The organism is Flavobacteriaceae bacterium, from assembly GCA_014075215.1.
Lineage (GTDB): Bacteria > Bacteroidota > Bacteroidia > Flavobacteriales > Flavobacteriaceae > Polaribacter.
Genome location: CP046177.1, coordinates 2506171 through 2528626 on the forward strand (window position 1 = coordinate 2506171; position 22456 = coordinate 2528626).

At 33.9% G+C, this 22456-nt stretch carries 25 protein-coding genes, 2 tRNA genes and 1 pseudogene; 15 read left to right on the forward strand and 13 right to left on the reverse strand.

Features of this window, described 5'->3' with window-relative positions; translation table 11 throughout:
- The first annotated feature begins 12 nt into the window (after positions 1–12).
- Together GKR88_12270 and GKR88_12275 are read left to right on the forward strand one after the other, a co-directional pair.
- Complete coding sequence (locus GKR88_12270; GenBank protein QMU64989.1) at positions 13–672, forward strand: endonuclease III; 660 nt, start codon at positions 13–15, stop codon at positions 670–672.
- A 31-nt stretch (positions 673–703) separates the two neighbouring features.
- Positions 704–805, forward strand: coding sequence for a helix-turn-helix domain-containing protein (locus GKR88_12275; GenBank protein ID QMU64990.1), 102 nt, complete (start codon positions 704–706; stop codon positions 803–805).
- Between the two features lie 206 nt (positions 806–1011).
- Here GKR88_12275 and GKR88_12280 read toward each other — a convergent pair whose 3' ends face one another.
- Complete coding sequence (locus GKR88_12280; protein ID QMU64991.1) at positions 1012–2106, reverse strand: IS4 family transposase; 1095 nt, start codon at positions 2104–2106, stop codon at positions 1012–1014.
- Between the two features lie 165 nt (positions 2107–2271).
- The gene (locus GKR88_12285; GenBank protein QMU64992.1) at positions 2272–2856 is read right to left on the reverse strand and encodes a sigma-70 family RNA polymerase sigma factor; all 585 of its coding nucleotides are present in this window, start codon (positions 2854–2856) and stop codon (positions 2272–2274) included.
- A gap of 216 nt (positions 2857–3072) precedes the next feature.
- Here GKR88_12285 and uvrA point away from each other — a divergent pair, with 216 nt between their 5' ends.
- Both uvrA and GKR88_12295 read left to right on the forward strand, forming a co-directional pair.
- Positions 3073–5865, forward strand: a complete 2793-nt coding sequence (gene uvrA / locus GKR88_12290) for an excinuclease ABC subunit A (GenBank protein ID QMU66708.1) — start codon at positions 3073–3075, stop codon at positions 5863–5865.
- A 42-nt stretch (positions 5866–5907) separates the two neighbouring features.
- The gene (locus tag GKR88_12295; protein ID QMU64993.1) at positions 5908–6414 is read left to right on the forward strand and encodes a phosphoglycerate mutase; all 507 of its coding nucleotides are present in this window, start codon (positions 5908–5910) and stop codon (positions 6412–6414) included.
- 11 nt (positions 6415–6425) lie between these two features.
- Here GKR88_12295 and GKR88_12300 read toward each other — a convergent pair whose 3' ends face one another.
- Together GKR88_12300 and GKR88_12305 are read right to left on the reverse strand one after the other, a co-directional pair.
- Positions 6426–8060 (reverse strand): T9SS type A sorting domain-containing protein, encoded by a 1635-nt coding sequence (locus GKR88_12300; GenBank protein ID QMU64994.1) that lies wholly within the window; start codon positions 8058–8060, stop codon positions 6426–6428.
- Positions 8061–8289: 229 nt separating this feature from the next.
- Positions 8290–8883: a deoxyribose-phosphate aldolase gene (locus GKR88_12305; protein QMU66709.1), complete on the reverse strand. Its 594-nt coding sequence runs from the start codon at positions 8881–8883 to the stop codon at positions 8290–8292.
- Between the two features lie 113 nt (positions 8884–8996).
- Here GKR88_12305 and GKR88_12310 point away from each other — a divergent pair, with 113 nt between their 5' ends.
- From GKR88_12310 to GKR88_12325, 4 genes are all read left to right on the forward strand, one after another.
- The gene (locus tag GKR88_12310; GenBank protein QMU64995.1) at positions 8997–9137 is read left to right on the forward strand and encodes a hypothetical protein; all 141 of its coding nucleotides are present in this window, start codon (positions 8997–8999) and stop codon (positions 9135–9137) included.
- A gap of 66 nt (positions 9138–9203) precedes the next feature.
- Positions 9204–9665 carry an SsrA-binding protein SmpB gene (smpB, locus tag GKR88_12315; protein ID QMU64996.1) on the forward strand — a complete coding sequence of 154 codons (462 nt, stop codon included), beginning with the start codon at positions 9204–9206 and terminating at the stop codon, positions 9663–9665.
- Between the two features lie 9 nt (positions 9666–9674).
- A complete protein-coding gene (gene maf / locus GKR88_12320; protein QMU64997.1) occupies positions 9675–10268 on the forward strand; it encodes a septum formation protein Maf in 594 nt (197 codons plus the stop codon).
- Positions 10269–10309: 41 nt separating this feature from the next.
- Positions 10310–11263: a transketolase family protein gene (locus tag GKR88_12325; GenBank protein ID QMU64998.1), complete on the forward strand. Its 954-nt coding sequence runs from the start codon at positions 10310–10312 to the stop codon at positions 11261–11263.
- Positions 11264–11286: 23 nt separating this feature from the next.
- Here the strand turns inward: GKR88_12325 and GKR88_12330 are convergent, their stop codons facing one another.
- Complete coding sequence (locus GKR88_12330) at positions 11287–12156, reverse strand: peptidylprolyl isomerase (protein ID QMU64999.1); 870 nt, start codon at positions 12154–12156, stop codon at positions 11287–11289.
- An 81-nt stretch (positions 12157–12237) separates the two neighbouring features.
- Between GKR88_12330 and GKR88_12335 the strand changes: the two genes are divergently transcribed.
- Together GKR88_12335 and GKR88_12340 are read left to right on the forward strand one after the other, a co-directional pair.
- On the forward strand, positions 12238–12606 hold the full coding sequence (locus GKR88_12335) for an RNA-binding S4 domain-containing protein (protein ID QMU65000.1): 369 nt from the start codon (positions 12238–12240) through the stop codon (positions 12604–12606).
- A gap of 9 nt (positions 12607–12615) precedes the next feature.
- A complete protein-coding gene (locus tag GKR88_12340) occupies positions 12616–13119 on the forward strand; it encodes a phosphoribosyltransferase (GenBank protein QMU65001.1) in 504 nt (167 codons plus the stop codon).
- On the opposite strand, the gene GKR88_12345 is transcribed toward GKR88_12340, so the two are convergent.
- Complete coding sequence (locus tag GKR88_12345; GenBank protein QMU65002.1) at positions 13111–13629, reverse strand: shikimate kinase; 519 nt, start codon at positions 13627–13629, stop codon at positions 13111–13113. The genes GKR88_12340 and GKR88_12345 overlap by 9 nt on opposite strands.
- A 97-nt stretch (positions 13630–13726) precedes the next feature.
- Between GKR88_12345 and GKR88_12350 the strand changes: the two genes are divergently transcribed.
- Positions 13727–13811 (forward strand) — tRNA-Leu (locus tag GKR88_12350).
- A 239-nt stretch (positions 13812–14050) separates the two neighbouring features.
- Here GKR88_12350 and GKR88_12355 read toward each other — a convergent pair.
- From GKR88_12355 to GKR88_12380, 6 genes and pseudogenes are all read right to left on the reverse strand, one after another.
- Complete coding sequence (locus GKR88_12355) at positions 14051–15004, reverse strand: DDE transposase (protein ID QMU65003.1); 954 nt, start codon at positions 15002–15004, stop codon at positions 14051–14053.
- 19 nt (positions 15005–15023) lie between these two features.
- Positions 15024–15377, reverse strand: a complete 354-nt coding sequence (locus GKR88_12360) for a transposase (GenBank protein ID QMU65004.1) — start codon at positions 15375–15377, stop codon at positions 15024–15026.
- Positions 15378–15587: 210 nt separating this feature from the next.
- A pseudogene (locus GKR88_12365) lies at positions 15588–16219 on the reverse strand (DDE transposase).
- A gap of 58 nt (positions 16220–16277) precedes the next feature.
- Entirely contained in the window at positions 16278–16664 is a 387-nt protein-coding gene (locus GKR88_12370; GenBank protein QMU65005.1) for a hypothetical protein, read from the reverse strand.
- Between the two features lie 177 nt (positions 16665–16841).
- Positions 16842–17576, reverse strand: coding sequence for a Fic family protein (locus GKR88_12375; GenBank protein ID QMU65006.1), 735 nt, complete (start codon positions 17574–17576; stop codon positions 16842–16844).
- Between the two features lie 433 nt (positions 17577–18009).
- Positions 18010–18094: transfer RNA gene (locus GKR88_12380), tRNA-Ser, on the reverse strand.
- A gap of 305 nt (positions 18095–18399) precedes the next feature.
- Here GKR88_12380 and GKR88_12385 point away from each other — a divergent pair.
- The 4 genes from GKR88_12385 (at position 18400) to GKR88_12400 (ending at position 22087) form a co-directional block, all read left to right on the forward strand.
- Positions 18400–19185 (forward strand): TSUP family transporter, encoded by a 786-nt coding sequence (locus tag GKR88_12385; GenBank protein ID QMU65007.1) that lies wholly within the window; start codon positions 18400–18402, stop codon positions 19183–19185.
- Positions 19185–20261, forward strand: a complete 1077-nt coding sequence (aroC, locus tag GKR88_12390) for a chorismate synthase (protein ID QMU65008.1) — start codon at positions 19185–19187, stop codon at positions 20259–20261. Before GKR88_12385 ends, aroC begins: the two co-directional genes overlap by 1 nt.
- A gap of 185 nt (positions 20262–20446) precedes the next feature.
- The gene (locus GKR88_12395; GenBank protein ID QMU65009.1) at positions 20447–21508 is read left to right on the forward strand and encodes a PA0069 family radical SAM protein; all 1062 of its coding nucleotides are present in this window, start codon (positions 20447–20449) and stop codon (positions 21506–21508) included.
- Between the two features lie 51 nt (positions 21509–21559).
- Entirely contained in the window at positions 21560–22087 is a 528-nt protein-coding gene (locus GKR88_12400; protein QMU65010.1) for a DUF4440 domain-containing protein, read from the forward strand.
- A 56-nt stretch (positions 22088–22143) separates the two neighbouring features.
- Here the strand turns inward: GKR88_12400 and GKR88_12405 are convergent, their stop codons facing one another.
- Positions 22144–22455, reverse strand: coding sequence for a DUF3467 domain-containing protein (locus tag GKR88_12405; GenBank protein QMU65011.1), 312 nt, complete (start codon positions 22453–22455; stop codon positions 22144–22146).
- Between the last annotated feature and the right edge of the window lies 1 nt (position 22456).

The following is a 22456-nucleotide window of genomic DNA, read 5'->3' on the forward strand; positions in this document are numbered from 1 at the left end:
ATATCGTATAAAATGACAAAGCAAGAGAAGGTTCAATTTGTAATTGATACATTGGAAAAACTATACCCGGAAACGCCAATTCCTCTAGATCATGAAGACCCGTATACATTGTTAATTGCCGTATTAATGTCGGCACAAAGTACAGATGCACGTGTTAATACAATTACTCCGCTCTTATTTGCAAAGGCAGATAACCCGTATGATATGGTAAAGTTATCCGTAGAAGAAATCCGGGAAATTATAAAGCCTGTCGGTTTATCTCCTATGAAATCCAAAGGTATATACGGGCTGTCTCATATACTGATCGATAAACACAACGGTGAGGTCCCAAAGAGTTTTGAAGCATTGGAAGCATTACCGGGTGTTGGGCATAAAACAGCAAGCGTTGTGATGAGTCAAGCATTTGGAGTACCTGCATTTCCTGTTGATACACATATTCACAGGTTATTATATCGGTGGAATTTTACGAATGGCAAAAGCGTTATACAAACCGAAAGAGATGCAAAACGTTTATTTCCTAAGGAAATATGGAACAAATTACATTTACAAATTATTTATTACGGGAGAGAATACTCACAGGCAAGGGGTTGGAATTTAGATAATGATATCATTACTAAAACAATAGGCAGAAAATCCGTATTAGGTGATTATTACAAAAAAAATAGTCGTTAAAATAATATAATATCTTGCAGTAAAATCAAACATGGAAGAAAATGCATTCCAACGAATTGAGACTGGTCGTGCAAACCCATCTTTAAAAACATTACTTAAAATTGCTAATGCTAATAATTCAAATTCGCCGTAAACAAATAAAAAAAGCCTTAACTTCTGTCAAGACTTTTTTTGGTATTAATTCAAATTCAATTCAACGAGATGGTTTGATTTGGTTTTAACAACTTTTAACGATTTTGAAAAGTTAATCAAAAATTAAATTGTTTCTTTTTTCGGTTGCTTCCTAAAACCGGAAGGCTTTTTAAAGTAAATTTGCCCCATAAATATTAGAGTTTAGTTCTAAGTACATGACAAAAATTTAGTCAAGTTCATATTGTTTTGATTTACAGGGTTTAATAGCACAGAAGCGATATAATCTAATCCATATTTGAATATGCTTTTAGCCATTCTTCCATGCTTTTTTATTTTGATAGGCTTAATCTGATGTAAATATATACCAACTTTGTAACACCATACGAAAGCCATCATTACAAGCAGTACTAATTTTTCAATACGCTTAATATCTTGCAGGTGTGTGTTTTCAATATCAAAGCCACTGGCTTTCATTGCTTTAAAACACATCTCTATCTGCCATCGTTCTTTGTATTGTTCAAAGGCCTTATCAGGAGCGTTGAACGATACAATGATTAAGAAATCAGGCTTTCCATTTTTTGGGTACAACTTGCATCCGGAAAGGAAACAAAGCTGACCATTAACACGTACAATTTTAGGATAATACACAAACTCATTGATCTTATGTGGATTAAACAAGTGAAATACTTTGATGGTTTTGTTCTTATCAGGAAGCTCTACCTTAAAGTTGTTTCGAATGCGGATATAATATTTGATTCCATTTGTATTCAAGAAATCCAACCAATGATTACCTACAAACTCTCTATCGGCTACAATGGATTTAATAACATCTTTGCCAAAAAGTCTTATGAAACGATTCACAAGATCAATACGCTCCTGACTGTTAGAGTTCCCTGGCTTATCTAACATAGTAAATAACAATGGGAAGGCAACACCTTTATAGACAACTCCCAACTTAAAAATGTTGATGTTGGTCTGACCAAACTTCCAATTGGTCCTATCAATACTCAAGATCAATCCCTCTTGCTTAGGAAGGAGACTAAATATAAGACGAGCGATCAAATCTCCATCCAACGAATAATCAGCAATAAATCTTTGAATACGTCTGAGTGATGACTTCGAATCTACTGAGGTCTCAAAAGCGTTGGCTACCTTTTCAAAGGTAACTGTCTGTACCTTACAGAGGGCGATAATGAAATGTGATATGAGTTTGATTCTTGCCAAATTGATCTTACCTTGGAAATGAGAACTTAAAACTGAATTTAATTCACTACTTTTAGTGGAAGCATTGGTTTTTTTCATTAGAAAAATGAGTGATGTTATTCTTCTAATATACTGAAAATCAATGCTTTATTTTAATTATTTAACATTTAATTTACTGATAATCAATTAATTATATTTTTTGTCATGTACTAAAGTTTAGTTATTATCTTTCAATGATATAACGAGGCAGGTTTTATTTTAGTATCAATTTACCAAAACAATTTTATGCTTTTCTATTATTTTCCTCAGGTTGATCAATGCATACCGCATTCTTCCCAAAGCAGTATTAATGCTAACACTTGTATTTTCACTGATTTCTTTGAAACTCATATCTTTATATATACGCATTAGTAATACTTCTTTTTGATCGTCCGGCAACTCCTCAATCAGAACCCTTACATCCGTGTAAATTTGCTCTTTTATAATCTTTTTCTCTACGTTTAAATCATTATCACTCAACACAGAGAATATATCAAATCCATCTGTATTCTTAAAAGAAGGGATTCTATTGGATTTTCTAAAATGATCTATAATCAAATTTTGGGAAATACGCATTACCCAAGGTAGAAACTTCCCTTCTTCATTATAATTTCCTCTTTTTAAGGTTTTAATTACTTTTATAAAAGTATCTTGAAAAACATCTTCTGTTATATCTCTATCCTGAACTTTATTATATATAAAGCTATATATACGTTGCTGGTGTCTTTTGATAAGAATTTCCAAGGCAAATTCATTACCCTTAATATAATCGTTTACCAAAGTGCTGTCGGAATTTGAATTTGTACACATATTACACTACTTTTTAGAAAGCCCGAGAGGCTTATCGGTTATTAATTTGACAATTTTAAAAGTAGTTATTTTGCTATAATGTGTTTAAATTTAACAGATATTTATACAAAAATGAACAATATTTTTTACAATTGCAATTTTTTAACAAAAAATATTAGAATATATAAACTTCTTAGTCAAAAAAGGGTAATTTTGCCGTTGTATTTTAATTAGATGATTCCTCAAAATATTGCCATAGCTGACCCTAAAAAAAATATTGTTATCAAGGGAGCTAAACTCCATAACTTAAAAGATATCAATGTTGTAATTCCCAGAAACAAATTAATTGTTATTACCGGTTTATCAGGCTCGGGAAAATCATCTTTAGCTTTTGATACGTTATATGCAGAAGGCCAAAGGCGATATATAGAAAGCTTATCTTCTTATGCTCGTCAATTCCTGGGAAAATTGCATAAGCCCAAAGTGGATTATATAAAAGGAATTGCCCCTGCCATTGCAATAGAGCAAAAGGTCAATACCGCCAATTCAAGATCTACTGTTGGAACATCTACTGAAATTTATGATTATATAAAATTATTGTATGCCAGGGTTGGTAAAACGTATTCCCCTATTTCCGGAAAACAGGTAAAAAAGCATACGGTTACCGATGTTGTTAACTTTATAAAAACGTTTGAAGAAGGAGCAAAATTGTTGTTACTAGCACCCATTACGATTGAAAACAGAAAGCTGGATACTGTACTACAAACCCTTATACAACAAGGATATGCTCGCCTAAAATATAAAAACACTATCTATAGAATTGATGAATTTCCCGTAAAAGAATATCAAGGCAAAAAGCCTTTTTTTCTCGTCATAGACAGGGTTATTGTAAGATCTGATGAAAATTTTTTAAACAGATTAGGAGATGCCGTACAAACCGCTTTTTTTGAAGGCAAGGGAATTTGTGTTGTGGAAGCACCAGATTCTAAAAGTTGTACTGAATTTTCCAATAAGTTTGAGTTAGATGGAATTACTTTTTTAGAACCTAACATTCATTTATTTAGCTTCAACAATCCGTATGGAGCCTGTCCTACTTGCGAAGGTTACGGGAACGTCATTGGTATTGATGAGGACTTAGTAATACCCAATACAGGCTTATCCATATATGAAGATGCTATTTTCCCTTTTCGGACAGATGCATATAAGCATTATAAAGATGAAATCATAAATCATGCGTATAAATTTGATATTCCTATCCACAAACCTTGGTTTGAATTGTCAGATGAACAGAAAAAATTAGTTTGGTCCGGCAATAAAGATTTTTTTGGCATTGATCATTTCTTTGAAGCACTCGAAGAAAAAAGTTATAAGATACAGAATAGGGTAATGCTATCTCGTTACAGAGGCAAAACCGTATGTAGGGATTGCCTTGGAAACAGACTGCGTAAAGAAACTGATTTCATAAAAATGAACGGTAAAACCATTTCTGACCTGGTGACCTTACCATTAGACGAGTTAGCTGTTTTCTTCAAAAATCTAACTTTGGATGCGAATGAAAAACAAATTGGAGCACGCTTATTGAAAGAAATTAACAGTCGACTGACATTCTTGAGTAATGTTGGTTTGAGTTATTTGACTTTAAACAGGACTTCAAATACGCTTTCGGGAGGAGAAAGTCAACGAATTAATTTGACTACATCTTTGGGAAGCAGCCTGGTGGGGTCTATGTATATTTTAGATGAACCCAGCATCGGGCTACATCCAAGAGATACGGAACGCCTCATTCAGGTTTTAAAAGAGTTACGTGATTTGGGAAATACGGTAATCGTAGTAGAACATGATGAAGATATCATGAAAGAAGCCGATTATATTATTGATATTGGCCCTGAAGCAGGAACCTATGGAGGGGCTATAGTTGCACAAGGCACCTATAATGAAATCATAACATCGGACTCATTAACAGGGAAATACCTTTCAAAAAAACTCAACATTGAAATTCCCGGAAAAAGGAGAACTTCTAAAAATCACATTCGGATTACAGGTGCAAGAGAACATAACCTAAAAAATATTGATGTTACTTTTCCTTTACATTCTCTATGTGTTATTACTGGAGTTTCGGGGAGTGGAAAAAGCACTTTGGTAAAGAAAATTTTATACCCTGTTATGCAAAAAAAGTTAAAAGGATATGGAGATAAAATTGGGCAACATACGAGTATTTCAGGTAGTTTTGAAAATTTAAAATATATAAAATTTATCGACCAAAACCCCATTGGCAGATCTTCTCGTTCTAATCCTGTTACCTATATCAAAGCATATGACGATATCAGGGTTCTGTTTTCAAATCAAAAATTAGCAAAAATCAGGGATTATAAGCCAAAACACTTTTCGTTTAATGTGGAAGCCGGCAGATGCGAAGTTTGTAAAGGGGAAGGAGCAGTAACCATTGAAATGCAGTTTATGGCTGATGTGCATTTGGAATGCGAAACATGTCATGGCAAACGTTTTAAAAAAGACATTTTGGAGGTTACCTTCTATGATAAAACCATTGATGACATATTAAACTTAACCATTGATGATGCCATCTCCTTTTTTTCGGAACACCTGAAAACTAAAATTTCCCAAAAATTAAAGCCTCTACAAGACGTAGGCTTGGGGTATATTCAGTTAGGGCAATCTTCTTCCACCCTTTCCGGTGGCGAAGCTCAGAGAATAAAACTAGCTTCTTTTTTAGTAAAAGGTCATACAAAAGAAAAAACCTTGTTTATTTTTGATGAACCTACAACAGGTTTGCATTTCCATGATATTAAAAAGTTGATTGACTCATTTAATGCACTTATAGAAAAAGGACATTCAATTATTGTGATAGAACACAATATAGAACTTATAAAATGTGCCGATTATATTATTGATCTGGGTTTGGAAGGTGGTAAAAACGGTGGTCAATTAATTTTCCAGGGAACCCCGGAAGAGCTTGTAAAAAATAAAGAATCCTATACGGCTTCCTATTTAAAAGAAAAATTAGTACTTTGAATAGTGCATATGGTAATTACAATTATAATCTAAATCCCAATTATGAAAAAAATAGTAACAGTATTTGCTTTCATTTTTACCTGTTTGATTGTACAAGCACAAAATAGTGATGTTACTACTTACTATTTTATTCGCCATGCGGAAAAAGTAAGAACAGATACAAGTAATAAAGATCCTAATTTGAATGCCAAGGGATTACAAAGGGCAAAAAAATGGAAAGAAGTGTTTATCCATGTGAAATTTGACGCTATTTATACTACCGACTACCACAGAACAAAACAAACTGCCAAACCTACTGCTGATTCAAAAAACCTTCCTGTTTTTATATACAATCCCGGAGAAATATACAATGATGCTTTTAAATCTGAAACTAAAGGAAAAACAGTATTAGTTGTAGGACATAGCAATACGACCCCTTTTTTTGTGAATAAGGTAATAGGAAAAAACAAGTATCTGCAAATTGATGATCAAAATAACTCAAACTTGTACATCGTTACTATTACCAAAGGTAAAACAACAGATATACTTTTAAAAATTGATATGAAATAAGAAAAAGTATACTACTCCTTAATAATTTTTTTAGTGATAACCGTATTATCGGCGTAGATTTTAATTAAATACAAACCTGATTTGATCTTTGACAAATCCGCTTCATTGGTATATAAAACTTCATTTATTTTTTTCCCTAAAAGGGTATATATTTCTATTTTATCTACTGCCCTTGAAGTAGCCACTGTTATTTTATCACTCGCAGGATTTGGATATATTTTGATCTCGTCTATTACTACTTCGTCAACGCTTAATGTATTACACGGAGTCAAATCCGGATTTCCTTCTATGGGTAGTCCGGGTGTTACATCTCTTCCGGTAAACGCTCCATAGGTTCTGGTATATTTGATTGCTCTAAAAGTAGTATTTGCAGATATACTTTCTGTTTGATTTGCAATAACTCCATTATCGTTACGAATGGGATTGATGTATTCCCATACTATCTGATCGCTAGCATTTAATTCAAAAAACCTGCCACTACTCCCCTGGCAAACTAAAATATTCCCATTCGGTAAGCGTTGTGCACTACTGACAATGGGCGAATAAAAATCAGAAGGGTTATTGGTCGGATCCGCATATATATAATCCGGATTTATAGGCCCATAGGGAGTTAATGTACTATATGTGTACACTCCGGGACTTGTCATTGGAGTATCTAAAATAAATACCTCTGAAAATGCAGGTATCCGATCGTTTCCATTGTTGAACAAAATAATTTTACCAGCATCTACCAGACCGCTTTCAATAAAATGAGGGTAATGCTGACCATATAATTTTCTATCCGATTCATTCCCGTGATCATAAGATTGCGGATTCCCCCATCTGTATAAGAAGTCGCCACCCTTTCCATAATTACCTCCACTTCCCGAAGCAGCTTCCGCCGTTGTTGTCGAATGGTCTATTATCCAAATTTCACTGAGGTTCCTGGAACTGATAACTATTTGATCGAAGGTCTCGTAATATTGTATTGAATTTATATGTAACCAATTTGCACCTGCTCCACTGCCATTTAAAAAATTGATATTTAATTTTCCCGGATTACTTGCTATGCTACCAAAATTATCTTTGGTATTATCAAAATTCTGGACTAAATGATCCTTGATATTCCATTCCCATACTACATTTGCTTGGTTAGCACCAACCGGTCCTACTTCAAAAATCCTTTCATTGTATAATTCGTTATCATCTAATAAACTTGGATCCCTTCCGGCCTGAATGGCTTCTGCTTGAGTCATTACGGTAGCTGCTAAAATAAGTACATTGCCACTAGGCATAGGATATACGTCGTGATGCTGTCTGTAATCATCTGTATTGTATTCGTATTGCCAAATTAAATTTCCATCCCAGTCAAATAGCTCTATCACTCCTCCTCTGCCTCCGAAAGAAATTTGACTTTCTCCGTCATTTCTACTGGCTCTCAATAAATTTCCATTCGGGAGCAAATAGACTGCATTTCCCGGAGGGTATGCACTCGTCCATTCATGAATCACCCTTCCGCAATTGTCTATCAAATACGTTTTTTGGTGAATTGAAAAAATAGTAAAACCATCATAAGCCTCATTCGTTACGGATATGGTTCCTACCGTATTTTGAGATAGCGTATAATTACCGACAAATAAAAATAAAAAGAGTATTTTTTTTATCATAAAACTTCCAATAGTATTCAAATAAATAACAAATCTAATAATTCATACCAAATTACTATTGAACTCCTTGGTTTTTTGTTTTTAACCGAAAATAAACTGAAATTTAACTAGATGAGGCACTTTTTGAAAACTATAGCAGTGCTACAGGTAAGAAAAGTAAAGAAATATAGGTGAGTTTCAGTTATTTTTTAGGGAATAGAAAAAGTCAAGATGAGTTCATTCAAAGGTTTCATTCTTCTAAAAAAGCAACTTTTATATTTTCCAAATAAATCTCTGAAAGTTTTATGAGTTTATCGTTCATAAAACTAAGATCCAAATTAGAAATACTCACAGTGTCTTCTTTAGGTTTATAATTATTATAATTCACAAACCTGATTCCGTTTATAATGTTTTCATCTGTCGCTTCTCTAAAGCGCATCCCACCTCCATTGACTTGAAATTTATACGCTAAATAATCAATTGTAAAATTCTGTTTATCAATCCAATAAATAAAAATATCTTCAAAGTCTTTTCCACCATTTTCTTTGTCAAATGAAATCTCAATTTTATAGTACTCCTTTCCTTTAATAGCCACCGGTTTTAATAATTTCTTTTTAACAGCGGCATCATTTAAACCATAGGGCAAAAGCGCAAAGTAATGAACCGAATTAACAGATTCGCTATATTTCATAGCAGTACTATCTGCGATATATATTCGCTTGTTATTTAAAAACCTTTCAAAACCTGCATTGGCAGCTTTATCCGAACCGGCAGCAGCTATCGTTTTATCTATAATTTCCTGTGCTGTGTATTTTTTAGAAATTTCTTTACAATTAAACAGCATAAGGAAACAAAAAAATAAAAGGCTACTACGTTTCATTATAGATTTATTTAAACGAGTTTCATTTGTAAAATTACAAGAAAGAAACAAAAATTTGCTATATTTTTTGTTAATGTATGAGCTCATTTAAACTTTTTGGATTTAAGCGAACATTAGAAGTTTTTAGATATGTTGAAAGCTTTTTTGAGTTGCATAGCGCTACGGAAGGAAAAAAAGATAAAAACAGAGTTAAAAACAGCAATTTTTTAGCAAATTGAAAAAGTTTAAATGAGTTCTATATATATAGATTTCCTAATGTATCAATATGATTATATTTGTAGCTGATTATGCAAAAAAGAATTAACATACAAAACAAAAAAGCCTGGTTTGAATACGAGATTTTAGACAAATTAACGGCTGGGATTCAATTAACCGGAACAGAAATAAAATCCATCCGCTTAAATAAAGCCAGAATCACAGAAAGTTTTTGCGAATTTAATGAAAGAGGTGAATTGTTTGTTGTTAATATGTATATAGAAGAATATATCTATGGACATCAGTTTAATCATCGGCCCAAAAGCGAACGTAGGTTACTATTAAATAAGAGAGAATTAAAGAGCTTAAAGAAAGAAATTGATATCAAAGGGAATACCATTGTTCCCTTGAGGTTATTTATCAATGACAACGGTTATGCAAAATTGGAAATAGCATTAGCCAAAGGAAAAAAACTACACGACAAAAGGGAAGCTATAAAAGATAGAGATAATAAAAGAAACCTGGCCAGAATAAAAAAGAGTTTTAATTAACGAACTCATATGCTAAGACAAAAATTACAAAATTATGATATCATTTTGGCTTCGGGCTCTCCGAGAAGGCAGCAACTGTTTAAAGTATTGGATATCCCTTTTTCAATTCAATTAAAAGCAGTAAAAGAGATATATCCCGATTCATTGAAAGAATCTGACATTACCGATTATTTGGCACAATTAAAGGCCCAATCGTTTACAAATTTAAATGATCGTGAAATCCTCATCACAGCTGATACCATTGTCTGGTTTGATAATAAAGCTATTGGAAAACCAAAAGACTATGAAGATGCTTTTCAGATGTTAAAGAAGTTATCTGATCACATGCATGAAGTGTATACTTCCGTATGTATAAAAACCAGTAAAAATCGAAAAACAATAAACGATTGTACAAAGGTTTATTTTACCGAACTTTCCGACGATGAAATCCATGATCATTTAAAAAATGAACAACCATTTGATAAGGCCGGGAGTTATGGCATACAAGATCGGATAGGTTTGACTGGTGTTTATAAAATAGAAGGAAACTATTTCAACGTTATGGGGTTGCCTGTTCATAAATTGTATAAAGAATTAATATCTTTTATAAAAAGCTCTGAATAATAGTTTATTTTTACATTCAAAATGAGGAATAAAAACAAGTGATGAAAAAATATGTATATACAGAAAAAAAAGATACAAGATCCGGATTTGGAGATGGTTTAACCGAATTAGGAGAAACACATCCAAATGTGGTGGCTTTATGTGCGGATTTAACAGGTTCTTTAAAGATGAATACGTTCAAGAAGAACCATCCGGAACGATTTTTTCAGGTAGGAATTGCAGAAGCGAATATGATGGGGATTGCTGCGGGCATGACCATCGGAGGTAAGATTCCTTTTACAGGGACATTTGCTAATTTTTCCACAGGCAGAGTATACGATCAAATCAGGCAGTCTGTTGCATATTCAAATAAGAATGTAAAAATATGTGCTTCTCACGCCGGATTAACTTTAGGAGAAGACGGAGCAACTCATCAAATTTTAGAAGATATAGGATTGATGAAAATGTTACCCGGAATGACCGTAATTAATACCTGTGATTATCATCAGACCAAAGCAGCAACCATTGCCATTGCTGATTATCAAGGCCCTGTTTATTTAAGGTTTGGCAGGCCTGCTGTTCCGGTATTTATGCCGACTGATGTCCCTTTCAAAATCGGAAAAGGGATGTTACTGTCAGAAGGAACAGATGTGACTATTGTTGCAACGGGTCATTTGGTATGGGAATCTCTTATGGCTGCGGAGCAGTTAGAACAAAAAGGGATTCATGCGGAAGTCATCAATATTCATACGATTAAACCCCTAGATGAAGGCATTATTTTACAATCGGTTGCTAAAACCGGTTGCATTGTTACTGCAGAAGAGCACAATAAGTTTGGCGGATTGGGAGAAAGTATTGCCGGATGTCTAAGTTTGCACATGCCAACGCCTCAGGAATTTGTAGCCGTAAACGATACTTTTGGTGAGTCTGCCACACCTGCTCAGTTAATGGAAAAATATACTATTAATGACACTGCCGTAATAACTGCGGTGGAAAAGGTTTTAGCCAGAAAATAACTACTACTTTTTTTAAAAACTATTTATTCCGTATTGTCCGAATCTAAATAGTCAGGAGTTCCATCTCCGTCCGTATCATCATCGGTAGGGTCTCCGTTTGAATTTGCATCTTCTTCGGATGTGCGTACTCCGTCATTATCATCATCCGCATCAAAAAAATTGGGTACGCCATCACCGTCCGTATCATCGTTACGCGGATCACCGTCTCCGTCAGGATCTTCTAAAATAGAAGGAATGGAATCATTGTCATGATCGGTATTTTCAACCAAATCCAGTAATCTGATATAAAAAACCAAAGCTCTGTTTGAAGGTATGGTTGTTGTTCCAATATTCCGATATGCCAAACCCGAAGGCATAATCAAAATACCTTTCCCTTCATTTTCATAAGTAATTGGCCCGTTATTCGTAATATTTCTACCTCCTTTAAAACCCGTAAACCCATGGGTCCATCCTCGTATCACCCCATTTAAAGTAAACCAAATGGCAGGAAGGCTTCTATCAAAATATATTTGTGTTGTGGCAGTATTCAGATAATACCCTTGGTATTTTGTCAGTACAGAGTCCATAACTGTCGGAAAGCCTTTCACGGGATCAGGTGTTCCAATTCTATTTGTAAAAGTATATAACGTATAATTTACATCACTTTCAGTAACCTGTTGACTGCTTAACCTACTATCGTTGATTAAAGCCATTTGGCCGGCATCTATCGGTCTGATTGAATCCATCGTCTCATCAAAATAATGATTTGTTAAGAACTTTATGATGGTATCATTATCTATGATGGCTTGAGTAGCATGATCAAAATTATCTACCGCTGATGTATTATTCCTACCACAAGCATATACTAAAGCTGCTAGTGCAACCGCGACGAATATATGTTTATATTTTATCATTATAGTATTAATAATTAGAGCGCACAATTTACCAATTTTATACCTTTGTAAAAAAGGAAACCTTATTTTTTAACTTTTTTTATGAGAATCGATAAATATCTTTGGTGTATTCGTTATTTTAAGACAAGAAATATGGCCACGGAAGCCTGTAAAAAAGGGCTTGTGAGAATTCATGACGTTATCGTAAAGCCGTCTAAAGAAGTATTTGGAAATGAGGTTGTTACAATAAGAAAAAACCAAATAAATTATACTATTGAAGTATTAGGAACTCCGGAAAGCAGAGTGGGTGCCAAATTAGTGGATTTGTATAGAAAAGATAAAACATCTACAGAAGAGTTTACTAAAACCGAACTATTGAAATACACTAAAGATTATTACAGGAAAAAAGGAACAGGCAGACCTACTAAAAAAGACAGAAGAGATATTGATAATTACAATGAATTAAACTAGAAAATGAATATGGCTGCAAATAGAAATATCATACTCACATCATTACAGATTAAACAAAAAACCAGAAGAATTGCCTATCAAATTTTAGAAAGCAATGGTAAGGAAGAAGAAATAGTCATTGCAGGAATTAACGGAAACGGGTATATATTTGCAAATAAGTTAACATCCATTTTAAACGAAATAACTTCTATTGATATTCTGTTATGTGAGGTATTTATTGATAAAAAAAAGCCGTTAAAAGAAATTAAAACCAGTATTCCCAGTAGTGTTTATGCAAATAAGTCATTAGTTTTGGTGGATGATGTTTTAAACTCCGGTAGCACGTTAATTTATGGAGTAAAGCATTTTCTTGAGGTTTCGTTAAAACAGTTTAAAACAGCGGTTTTAGTAAATAGAAATCACAAAAAATACCCTGTTAAGGCCGATTTTAAAGGGTTGTCTCTTTCAACTTCAACTCAAGAACACATCCATGTGGAATTTAAAGAAGATATGGCTATTGCATATTTAATGTAACAGTATTCTGATTTCCGTAACAACAGTTTTTATGGTTTTATTACTCACATCCGTTTTATATGTCGCTTGTTCGTAAAAGTGGTTTCTTTCAAATAAATGTTTGGCAATAAATTCCGTAAGATCTCTGTCCTGAAGTTTGTCTATTAAAGGTCTTTTCTCTTTTTCTTCCCGCAATCTATTTGTCAATGTAGAGATATTCGCATTTAAATATATCGATGTAATGGCAGGAGTATTTGTAATCAAGTTCATATTACCGGCATAACAGGGGGTTCCTCCTCCTAAAGACAGCACAAAGTTTTCATTGGAAGAGAGTAGTTTTTTTAAGTATTGATGTTCTATTTTTCTAAAGTAAACCTCTCCTTTGGTCTTAAATATTTCTGCTATGGATGCATGTTCTTTTTCAACAATATACCTGTCCAAATCAATAAAAGGTAAAAACAATTTGTCAGATAGTATTTTCCCTATGACTGTTTTTCCACTTCCCATATATCCTAAGAGAACTAGTTTCATTATGTGAATTTCGGCAAATATCGTAAAATTCATACATTATAATATGGTTATCCATTACAATGCTTATATTTGCCTCTTTATGCCCATTTATTATACTGCGTACATGGCGGAATTGGTAGACGCGCAAGCTTGAGGGGCTTGTATCCGATTAGGATGTGCAGGTTCGACTCCTGTTGTACGCACTGTTGGCAAACCAGTTTACAGCTCCTGTTTCAACGCCTTCCATAGTAACCGTATATTCCTTTTTGTCGTTTAGGTAAACGTGCCGGGCTCCTTTAATGACCGGAGTAAATTGGCTCAAGTAAATTTTATGGGTATTAAGCGAATAATTTTTCAAGTCTAAAGAGGAAAAATTGTGTATCTCTTACGCCTCTTTGATTGGCTCTAAAGAGTTTTATTGGATCAAGACTAATTGTTGTGTTTATGCAAAAATTGTAGTTAATCTATAGAGGAAGAATTCTGTGTTTTTGACCCCTCTAAATTGTAATCTAAAGGCTTTGATTTTGGCATTGAAAGATTCTGCCGCTGCATTAGTACTTCTATTAATGAAGTAATTCAATATTGATCTATAGTTAAGCCTGATAGAGTTTGCTATGGTATTAAAAGCCTTGTATGCTGTTTGTTCTACATCTTTATACCAATGCGCTAGTTTTGTATAAGCGACTTGTATTGAGTTTGCTGTGTTGAAGATATTTCTAAGTCCTTGTACGAGCTTAAAAGCTGTTTTGATATCAGGATATCTTTTAAAGAGGATGTTAGCTCTTACTCTTTGATCTTCTGTCCAATTACTTGGTGCTTTGTAGAGTAAGTATCTGCTTCTAGCCAAGAGTTGCTTTATGGTATCTCCATTTTCTAATATTTCAGGGTAATATTCTTTGTTATTGGTTTTGGCAAGTTTGATCCGTTCATTTTCTGTATCTATGGCTTCCCATCGATGTTTGATCCTAATTTCTTGAAGTGCTTCTAGAGCTAGTTTCTGTACATGGAATCTATCGGTTACTTGTATGGCTTTGGGGAAACACCGTTTGGCAATCAGCTTCATGGAGTTCGCCATATCTAGGGTAATTTCTCTGACCTTGTTTCTTTTCGCAGATGAGATTTTAAATAGGTGTTTGATAATAGGTTCTGCTTTGGTAGTAGCTATGATCGCCACAATACTTCCTTTCTTTCCTTTAGCTTTTTTATTGGTAACGATGGTGTAGAGTTCTCCTTTTGATAAGGCTACTTCGTCGATAGATAATCGAGTTCCTATATTCTCAGGGAAGATCAACCACTCTTTGGCATGAGACTTTTCCTTCCACTGTTTAAACTCACTCAAATAATCTCGATACTGCCTTTGGAACTTCTTCCCATTCACGCCATAGATTCTTGCAATGGTTTTGCAATCACTCTTCTCAGTATCGACTAATCTCTTTTAAAAAAGCAGCAAACTCACCTGTCATGCGAGTTCCCTGAGCTACTAGATTCCAATCTCTTTGAATGATTTGCCTAGTCTCTTTATCTAACCATCTACGTCGCCTTACGTGAAGATACACAGTGTTTCCACGCAAAGGAAAGTCTTCAATAGTAATCTCTTTGTGGAAACCATGAGCAATTACATTAGGATTTATGACTTCTTTAGGAACAACATTACGCTCTTCAAAATACAAATGAAGTTCCTCATTTCGATGAGTGTGTCTTACCAAATCAAAATGTTCTACGAGCATCTCAGGTAAGATGAATTTTAAAAGGTCTAAGGATAATTCCAATCTCTGTTTTTTTTTACAAAGATCAAAACTTTAATTCAATCCACACAAAACTTTTGACCCTGATCCCTAATTGCTTCGTTTCACTCGCAAAGACACACTTCATTCAATCTTCAATTAACAATTAATCTTCATCTGAACTCACACACAACTTTTGTGACTGATCCGTTTTATTTTTGAATTAAAAGACTCTGCATTTGCATTTGTATTCCTATTGTAAAAAAAGTTTAAGATGGTATTAAAATGATGTTTAATACTGTTCATTGCTGTATTGAAATTTTTAAATTCCAATTTTTCTGTATCCTCAAACCAATGTTCAAATCGTTGTTTGGCTTTTACTTTACATTTTTCTTGATAAATGCTTCTAAATTCTAAAGTGTGTTTATAGGCTTGTTGGATGTTTGGATAAAGATTACATAATAATTCTGCTCTTTGTTTTCATCTTCTATTGCTTTCCACCGATGCTGTACTCTAACATGCTGTAAAGCTTCTGTTACCAGTTTTACCACATGAAATCTATCGGTAACAATTTTAGCATTTGGAAAACAAATCTTAGCTGTTAAATTCATATTATTTGCCATATCTAAAGTTACTTCTTTGACTTGTTTGCGTTGTTCTAAGGGTATTCTTTCAATAGCAGTAATAATATCATCACTTTTAATTCCTTTTACACAAGCCACTAAAGTTCCTTGTTTACTTCGTCCGTTCTTGTTGGTCAAATAGGTATAAAGTTCACCTTTAGATAGACTTACTTCATCAAGACTTAAATACTCTCCTATATTCTTCGGATAAATAAGATAATCTTCACAATGGGGCTTTTGATTCCAACTATCAAACCCACTTATCTGTTTCTTATAATGGCGTTGTAAAGTTCGTGGGTAAATACCGTAATAACTCGCTATATTACTGATCGTATCTTCTCGGGCCTCTACCTGTAGCTTTTAAAAAATCAGAAAGTTCTGACGTTAATTTAGAACCTTCTGCAATGAATGAATAATCATTTTTAATCGCTCCCTTTTTAGTCTTCTTATCTCGCCATCGTCTTGTTTTTATATGTAGATAAACTGCTTTACCGCGTATGGGAAAATCTTGAATCTGTTTACTGCTAATAAAACCTTTGGACTCATAATTACCCTTTGAGTAACCCTCTGGTAGAATATTCTTCTCTTCTAAATAAATGTGAAAAGCATCCTTTTTAACTGAAATATCTCCTAATTCTTCAAAAAATACAATATCAAAATGAAGTAATAAATCTTGAGGGAGGATAGATGCTAATAATTCTAAATGCATCGTCTTTTTTTATGCATCTAAAATAATCAATCCCCATAAATTGTCGTTGACCCGAATAAAATCAATAGGCGAAAAAAAATTATATATTCAGGTAATCAGTATAAAATCAAAGTTGATCGAAGAATAATTTTTTCAAAATATTTTCATAGGGAAAAATGTAGCAATAATCTTAATATACTACTCAAATATTGATAAAATACGCGTTATAGTATCTTGAATAGTTGCAGTAATCAGATCAATAAATACTTTTTTATTATTTTCTGTTTGAGCTATTTCAAGAGCATTATAGTACTCCAGCCTACTTTTATCATCACCTTTTAAAATGGCAATAGGATAACCATTTTGAAGCAAAATTAAATTCATTAATAACCTTGAAGTTCTACCATTACCGTCAATAAAAGGATGTATAGTAACCAATCTTTCGTGCATTTCAGCAGACAATTCAACAGGATGTAAGACCTCTTTATTCTCATTGTACCAAAACATTAAATCTTCCATTTGTTTTGGCACTAAAAAAGGTTGATGAGGTTTGTGCTTTGCACCGCTTATAATAACGGGTATTTTTCTATAAGATCCGGCATTTGGTTTGTCAATTCCTTGTAGTATTAAGCTGTGAATTTGTAAAATATCTCTTTCGGAAATAGTATTTTTAGATGCTGCGAGTTCTTTAATATAATCTATGGCTTGGGTATGATTGATAACCTCTAAGTGTTCTGTCATTGTTTTACCGCCAACTGTCAAACCCTTTTCAACTACTAAGGCGGTTTCTTGAAGTGTTAGAGTATTTCCTTCAATTTTATTACTCTCGCAGGTATATTCAATTTCCAAAGCTTTTGTAACTTTTGAGTGTTCGTTTTTACGATATTCATTTAAACGATCTTTTAAAGCATCTAATTTAGTATACTTGTTCATTACAATTTAGCTTTTAAAGTTATCTAGGGCGTGTTAACACTAAGCCAAAAATTGTCTTTTTTGCTCTTTTTCTGCCTTTTTTCGTTAGTTTTTTTAAACGTAGCTCGGCTATGTTTTGCAAAAACTGCCTCAAAATCCAAAAAAATAGCTGAAAAATCCATGATTCTCGTTTAGTGTTAACACGCCCTAATTGATTGATAATATTTTGAACCTCGCCTTTAGATTCTTTTATTTGTTTTGATACTAATTAAATAAGTATCTTACATCAACATCTAAAATTTCGGCTTTGAGTAAATTGACTTTAACATTTTAATTTGCTTTTAAATTAAAGTGTTTGTGGAAATGTCAATCAACTAAATCTGCGTACGATTTGTGTATTTTAAAAATTTTAGGATTTATAAATTCCTGAAAAACATAGATTTATAAATCCTAGCGGAGAAAGAGGGATTCGAACCCCCGGACCTGTTACAGTCAACAGTTTTCAAGACTGCCGCATTCGACCACTCTGCCATTTCTCCTGTATATTACCTATTTCTCTTTAACGAACGGCAAAGATAGAAAGCTTTTTTGTTTTCTAAAAACATTTTTATCTTTTTTAAAATCCATTATGTATAAGCAGTTTTAGAACTCATCTTGACTTTTTGTTTTTAACCGAAGATGAGCTGAAATTTAACTAGATAAGGCGCTTTTTGAAAGCTATAGCAGCGCTACAGGTAAGAAAAGTAAAGAAATATAGGTGAATTTCAGTCATTTTTTAGGAAATAGAAAAAGTCAAGATGAGTTCTTAATATAAATAAATACATTTGCCGTTATAATATTTCTCATGTCAGACTTTGTTTTTTTAATGGTTATCGGTTTTATAGCCGGAGCCATTAACATTGTGGCAGGCGGAGGTTCTTTATTAACTTTACCGATGCTTATTTTTTTAGGGCTTCCTCCTAATGTAGCTAACGGAACTAACCGGATTGCAATTATTATTCAGAATATTTTTGCCGTAAAAGGCTTCCAAAGTAAAGGGGTTTCTGCTTTTCCTTTTAGTATTTACCTAGCTGTGTCTGCATCCGTAGGGGCAATTATCGGTGCTTTAGGTGGAGTTCATATTCGGGGAGAAATATTCAATAAGATTTTAGCTGCCATTATGATCTTAATTGTAGCATATATGGCTTTTAAACCCAAATCTTCTACAAAAAATACGGCAGAACGCATTACCGGAAAATATTCCCGCTGGGGAATCTTTGCTTTTTTCTTTGTAGGGCTATATGGTGGTTTTATTCAGGCCGGAGTTGGTTTTATCATGCTATTATTCTTATCGGGAATCCATCGTTTTTCTTTAGTAAAAAGCAATGCCATTAAGGTATTTGTTGCGCTGGTATATAGCTGTACTGCAGTAGCTGTTTTTGCATTTAATAATCAGATAAACTGGAAGTACGGACTCATATTATCTGTTGGGAATGCTTCCGGCGGATGGGTCATGAGCAGGTGGTCGGTACATAAAGGAGATGGGTTGGTGAAAAAAGTACTGATCTTTATGGTATCTGCTATGGCTGTCAAGTTATGGTTTCCTGATTTTTATAGTATCTTAGCGCGTGAAATTTATAACCTTTTTTAATGGCTTTTAATTCTTTTGGAAATCTTCTGAAACTTACTACGTTTGGTGAATCGCATGGAGTGGCTGTTGGTGGAATTATCGATGGATTTCCTGCCGGATTAGCAGTGAATTTAGATGCTATTCAAACCGAGTTAAATAGAAGAAAACCTGGGCAATCTAAGATTGTTACACAGCGTAAAGAACCGGATACTGTTGAATTTTTGTCCGGTATTTTTGAAGGAAAAACTACGGGTGCTCCTATCGGGTTTCTCATTAAAAACACCAATCAGAAGTCAAAGGACTATTCTCATAATACAAACACATACAGGCCTTCTCATGCCGATTTTACTTATGATAAAAAATTTGGCATCAGAGATTACAAAGGCGGAGGCAGGAGTTCCGCAAGGGAAACTGCTAACTGGGTAGTTGCCGGTGCCCTCGCCAAACAGTTGATCTCGGATATTCATATCAATGCTTTTACTTCTTCGGTAGGTGATATTTTTATAGAAAAACCATACCAGAAATTAGATTTTTCCAAAACCGAAAGTAATGATGTCCGGTGTCCGGATACTGCTGTTGCTGAAAAAATGATATCAAAAATCAAAGCAATCAGAAAAACCGGAGATACGATTGGGGGTACCATTACCTGCATAGCGCAAAATATACCTGTTGGCCTGGGAGAGCCTGTTTTTCAAAAGCTACATGCCGAACTGGGAAAAGCAATGCTCTCTATCAATACAGTAAAGGGTTTTGAGTTTGGCAGCGGATTTTGCGGATCCAGAATGAAAGGTAGTGAACACAATGATATTTTTAATGCCGATGGCACCACACAATCTAATTTGTCCGGGGGGATCCAAGGAGGAATTAGCAACGGGATGGATATCTATTTCCGGGTAGCTTTTAAACCTGTGGCTACTATCATGCAAGATCAACCTACCATTAATGCCAAAGGCGAAGAAACCCATATTTCCGGAAAAGGAAGACATGACCCTTGTGTGGTTCCGAGAGCCGTATCCATTGTAGAAGCTCTTACTGCTTTTGTTTTAGCCGATTTTTATTTATTGAATAAAACCAGAAGTGTTTCATTTTGCTCCTGAAAAATTCAGTAAACTTATCAACAATTTGTATTTTATTAGGTTTTCTGATGTATCTTTATAAGGGTTATTTTGAGTAATTTTTGACGATGTTGTTTTCTCTGGAATTTAGTTCAACATACATTTCATTTGACACTGTTTAAATTCTAATAACTAACATTAATTTCTAATTTATTTTTGTTATAGCTATGAGGTATAAAGGGCGCGGTGCACAACTAAACACCCATAATCGGTTTCTACAACATGAGCACATTATACGGAATGATTTTTTAAACTATTGCGAACTGGAAAATGAGCGTGCAGATAGCAACAAAACCACTTATTTGGAGATTTTTCCGAAAACGATTATAAATAAGGTAACGAGTCCGGATATAGGGCTTATGTATTCTATGAACCCTTATCAAGGTTGTGAACACGGCTGTATTTATTGTTACGCCAGAAATAGCCATGAGTATTGGGGATATTCTGCCGGTTTGGATTTTGAAAGAAAAATCTTGTATAAAGCCAATGCTCCGGAACTACTAGAACAAAAATTACGAAGTAGAAACTGGAAAGCACAAAGCATTATGTTTTCAGGAAATACGGATTGTTACCAACCTATTGAAAAAAAATTGGAAATTACCAGAAGCATGCTAAAGGTTTTGCTGAAATTAAAACACCCGACAAGTATGATCACTAAAAATGCTTTGATCTTACGCGATCTGGACCTATTGAAAGAAATGGCATCTATGAATCTGATTCATGTTAATATTTCTATCACATCTTTATCCGAAGACACCCGGCGAGTTTTAGAGCCCAGAACAGCTACCATCAAAAAAAGACTGCAAACTGTTGAAATTTTATCTGAAAACGGAATTCCCGTCAATGTTATGATGGCACCTATTATTCCGGCCATCAACAATCATGAAATTTTAAAGTTAGTAAAAACAGTTGCCGGATTAGGAGCTAAATCTGTTGCTTATACGGTCGTTCGCTTAAACGGGACCATTGGAAAAATTTTTACGGACTGGGTAAAAAAAACATACCCTGACAAAGCAAACAAAATACTACACCAAATTGAAGATTGCCATAACGGTTCTTTAAACGATAGTCGATTTGATAAACGAATGCGCGGAGAGGGGAAATTTGCCGAGCAAATAAGTATGCAATTTAAATTAGCTAAAAAATTATACCTCAAAAATGTGGTATATCCAAAATTAAATTTTACCTTGTTTGATAAACATCAAAGTAATCAGATCGGCTTATTTTAATTTTGCTCTTAAAGAAGTACGTTTGATTAGCAATAATTCAAAGAAAATAATATGTTTAAAAAACTTATCTTTTTTATAGTAACCTTGGTTTTATTTACAAATCAGGGAAATTCACAATCTCTTACCAGCTTAAAAGAAATTAATAAAGTATGGGCTAAGTTTTACCAGGCTTTCGATTCGTTAAATCATCAACTAATGGCCGAAATTCATTCAAAGAAATTGATACGTATATCCGGTGGAAAAAAAATATCGGATTACGAAACTTATATCGGCAATTATAAAAAAAATTTTAAACGAGCCAGGGAAAATGCTATTTCTAATACCATTTCATTGCGGTTCTTTGAAAGGATACATACTGACTCCATTGCCAGTGAAAGAGGCATATACAAGCTTATTAGAACCAGAGAGCAGGAAAAGGAACAGGTATATTACGGCCAATTTCACGTAATCCTTATCAAAGAAAATAATATGTGGAAAATACTAATGGATTATGACTCTGACGAAGCAAATAGTATTAGAGAAGAGGAGTATATGAAATCCTACGGAATAAACGAATTCAATGCATTTATTCAAAAATAATTTCCCTCATTTAAAAAAAACCATCTGGGAATTTTAATTTTCAGATGATTTTTTATTTATGCTTCACCGGTAGGTCCAAAATTGAATGGCATTGGAGGTTGTTCATAATCTTTGATCTCTCCATGAGTTTGTTCAAACTTCTTTACATTATCAGCCAATGCTTTGCTCAATCTCTTGGCATGCTGTGGTGTTAAAATAATCCTGGATTTCACTTTTGCTTTCGGAACGCCAGGCATAATATTAATAAAGTCAACTATAAATTCTGATACGGAATGATTAATAATAGCCAAATTAGAGTAGGTTCCTTCTGCTACACCTTCATCTAACTCAATATTAATCTGCTCTTCTTTAGATTGATTTTCATTCATG

What these genes read in the sequence shown, in the direction of transcription:
- GKR88_12275 (QMU64990.1), top strand. Translation starts at nt 704, where the DNA reads ATGGAAGAAAATGCATTCCAACGAATTGAGACTGGTCGTGCAAACCCA.
- GKR88_12295 (QMU64993.1), top strand. Translation starts at nt 5,908, where the DNA reads ATGAAAAAAATAGTAACAGTATTTGCTTTCATTTTTACCTGTTTGATT.
- GKR88_12325 (QMU64998.1), top strand. Translation starts at nt 10,310, where the DNA reads ATGAAAAAATATGTATATACAGAAAAAAAAGATACAAGATCCGGATTT.
- GKR88_12330 (QMU64999.1), bottom strand. Translation starts at nt 12,156, where the DNA reads ATGATAAAATATAAACATATATTCGTCGCGGTTGCACTAGCAGCTTTA.
- GKR88_12285 (QMU64992.1), bottom strand. Translation starts at nt 2,856, where the DNA reads ATGTGTACAAATTCAAATTCCGACAGCACTTTGGTAAACGATTATATT.
- GKR88_12405 (QMU65011.1), bottom strand. Translation starts at nt 22,455, where the DNA reads ATGAATGAAAATCAATCTAAAGAAGAGCAGATTAATATTGAGTTAGAT.
- GKR88_12280 (QMU64991.1), bottom strand. Translation starts at nt 2,106, where the DNA reads ATGAAAAAAACCAATGCTTCCACTAAAAGTAGTGAATTAAATTCAGTT.
- GKR88_12305 (QMU66709.1), bottom strand. Translation starts at nt 8,883, where the DNA reads ATGCTGTTTAATTGTAAAGAAATTTCTAAAAAATACACAGCACAGGAA.
- GKR88_12310 (QMU64995.1), top strand. Translation starts at nt 8,997, where the DNA reads ATGAGCTCATTTAAACTTTTTGGATTTAAGCGAACATTAGAAGTTTTT.
- GKR88_12400 (QMU65010.1), top strand. Translation starts at nt 21,560, where the DNA reads ATGTTTAAAAAACTTATCTTTTTTATAGTAACCTTGGTTTTATTTACA.
- GKR88_12375 (QMU65006.1), bottom strand. Translation starts at nt 17,576, where the DNA reads ATGAACAAGTATACTAAATTAGATGCTTTAAAAGATCGTTTAAATGAA.
- GKR88_12300 (QMU64994.1), bottom strand. Translation starts at nt 8,060, where the DNA reads ATGATAAAAAAAATACTCTTTTTATTTTTATTTGTCGGTAATTATACG.
- maf (QMU64997.1), top strand. Translation starts at nt 9,675, where the DNA reads ATGCTAAGACAAAAATTACAAAATTATGATATCATTTTGGCTTCGGGC.
- GKR88_12270 (QMU64989.1), top strand. Translation starts at nt 13, where the DNA reads ATGACAAAGCAAGAGAAGGTTCAATTTGTAATTGATACATTGGAAAAA.
- GKR88_12370 (QMU65005.1), bottom strand. Translation starts at nt 16,664, where the DNA reads ATGCATTTAGAATTATTAGCATCTATCCTCCCTCAAGATTTATTACTT.
- GKR88_12395 (QMU65009.1), top strand. Translation starts at nt 20,447, where the DNA reads ATGAGGTATAAAGGGCGCGGTGCACAACTAAACACCCATAATCGGTTT.
- GKR88_12340 (QMU65001.1), top strand. Translation starts at nt 12,616, where the DNA reads ATGGCTGCAAATAGAAATATCATACTCACATCATTACAGATTAAACAA.
- GKR88_12335 (QMU65000.1), top strand. Translation starts at nt 12,238, where the DNA reads ATGAGAATCGATAAATATCTTTGGTGTATTCGTTATTTTAAGACAAGA.
- GKR88_12385 (QMU65007.1), top strand. Translation starts at nt 18,400, where the DNA reads ATGTCAGACTTTGTTTTTTTAATGGTTATCGGTTTTATAGCCGGAGCC.
- aroC (QMU65008.1), top strand. Translation starts at nt 19,185, where the DNA reads ATGGCTTTTAATTCTTTTGGAAATCTTCTGAAACTTACTACGTTTGGT.
- GKR88_12345 (QMU65002.1), bottom strand. Translation starts at nt 13,629, where the DNA reads ATGAAACTAGTTCTCTTAGGATATATGGGAAGTGGAAAAACAGTCATA.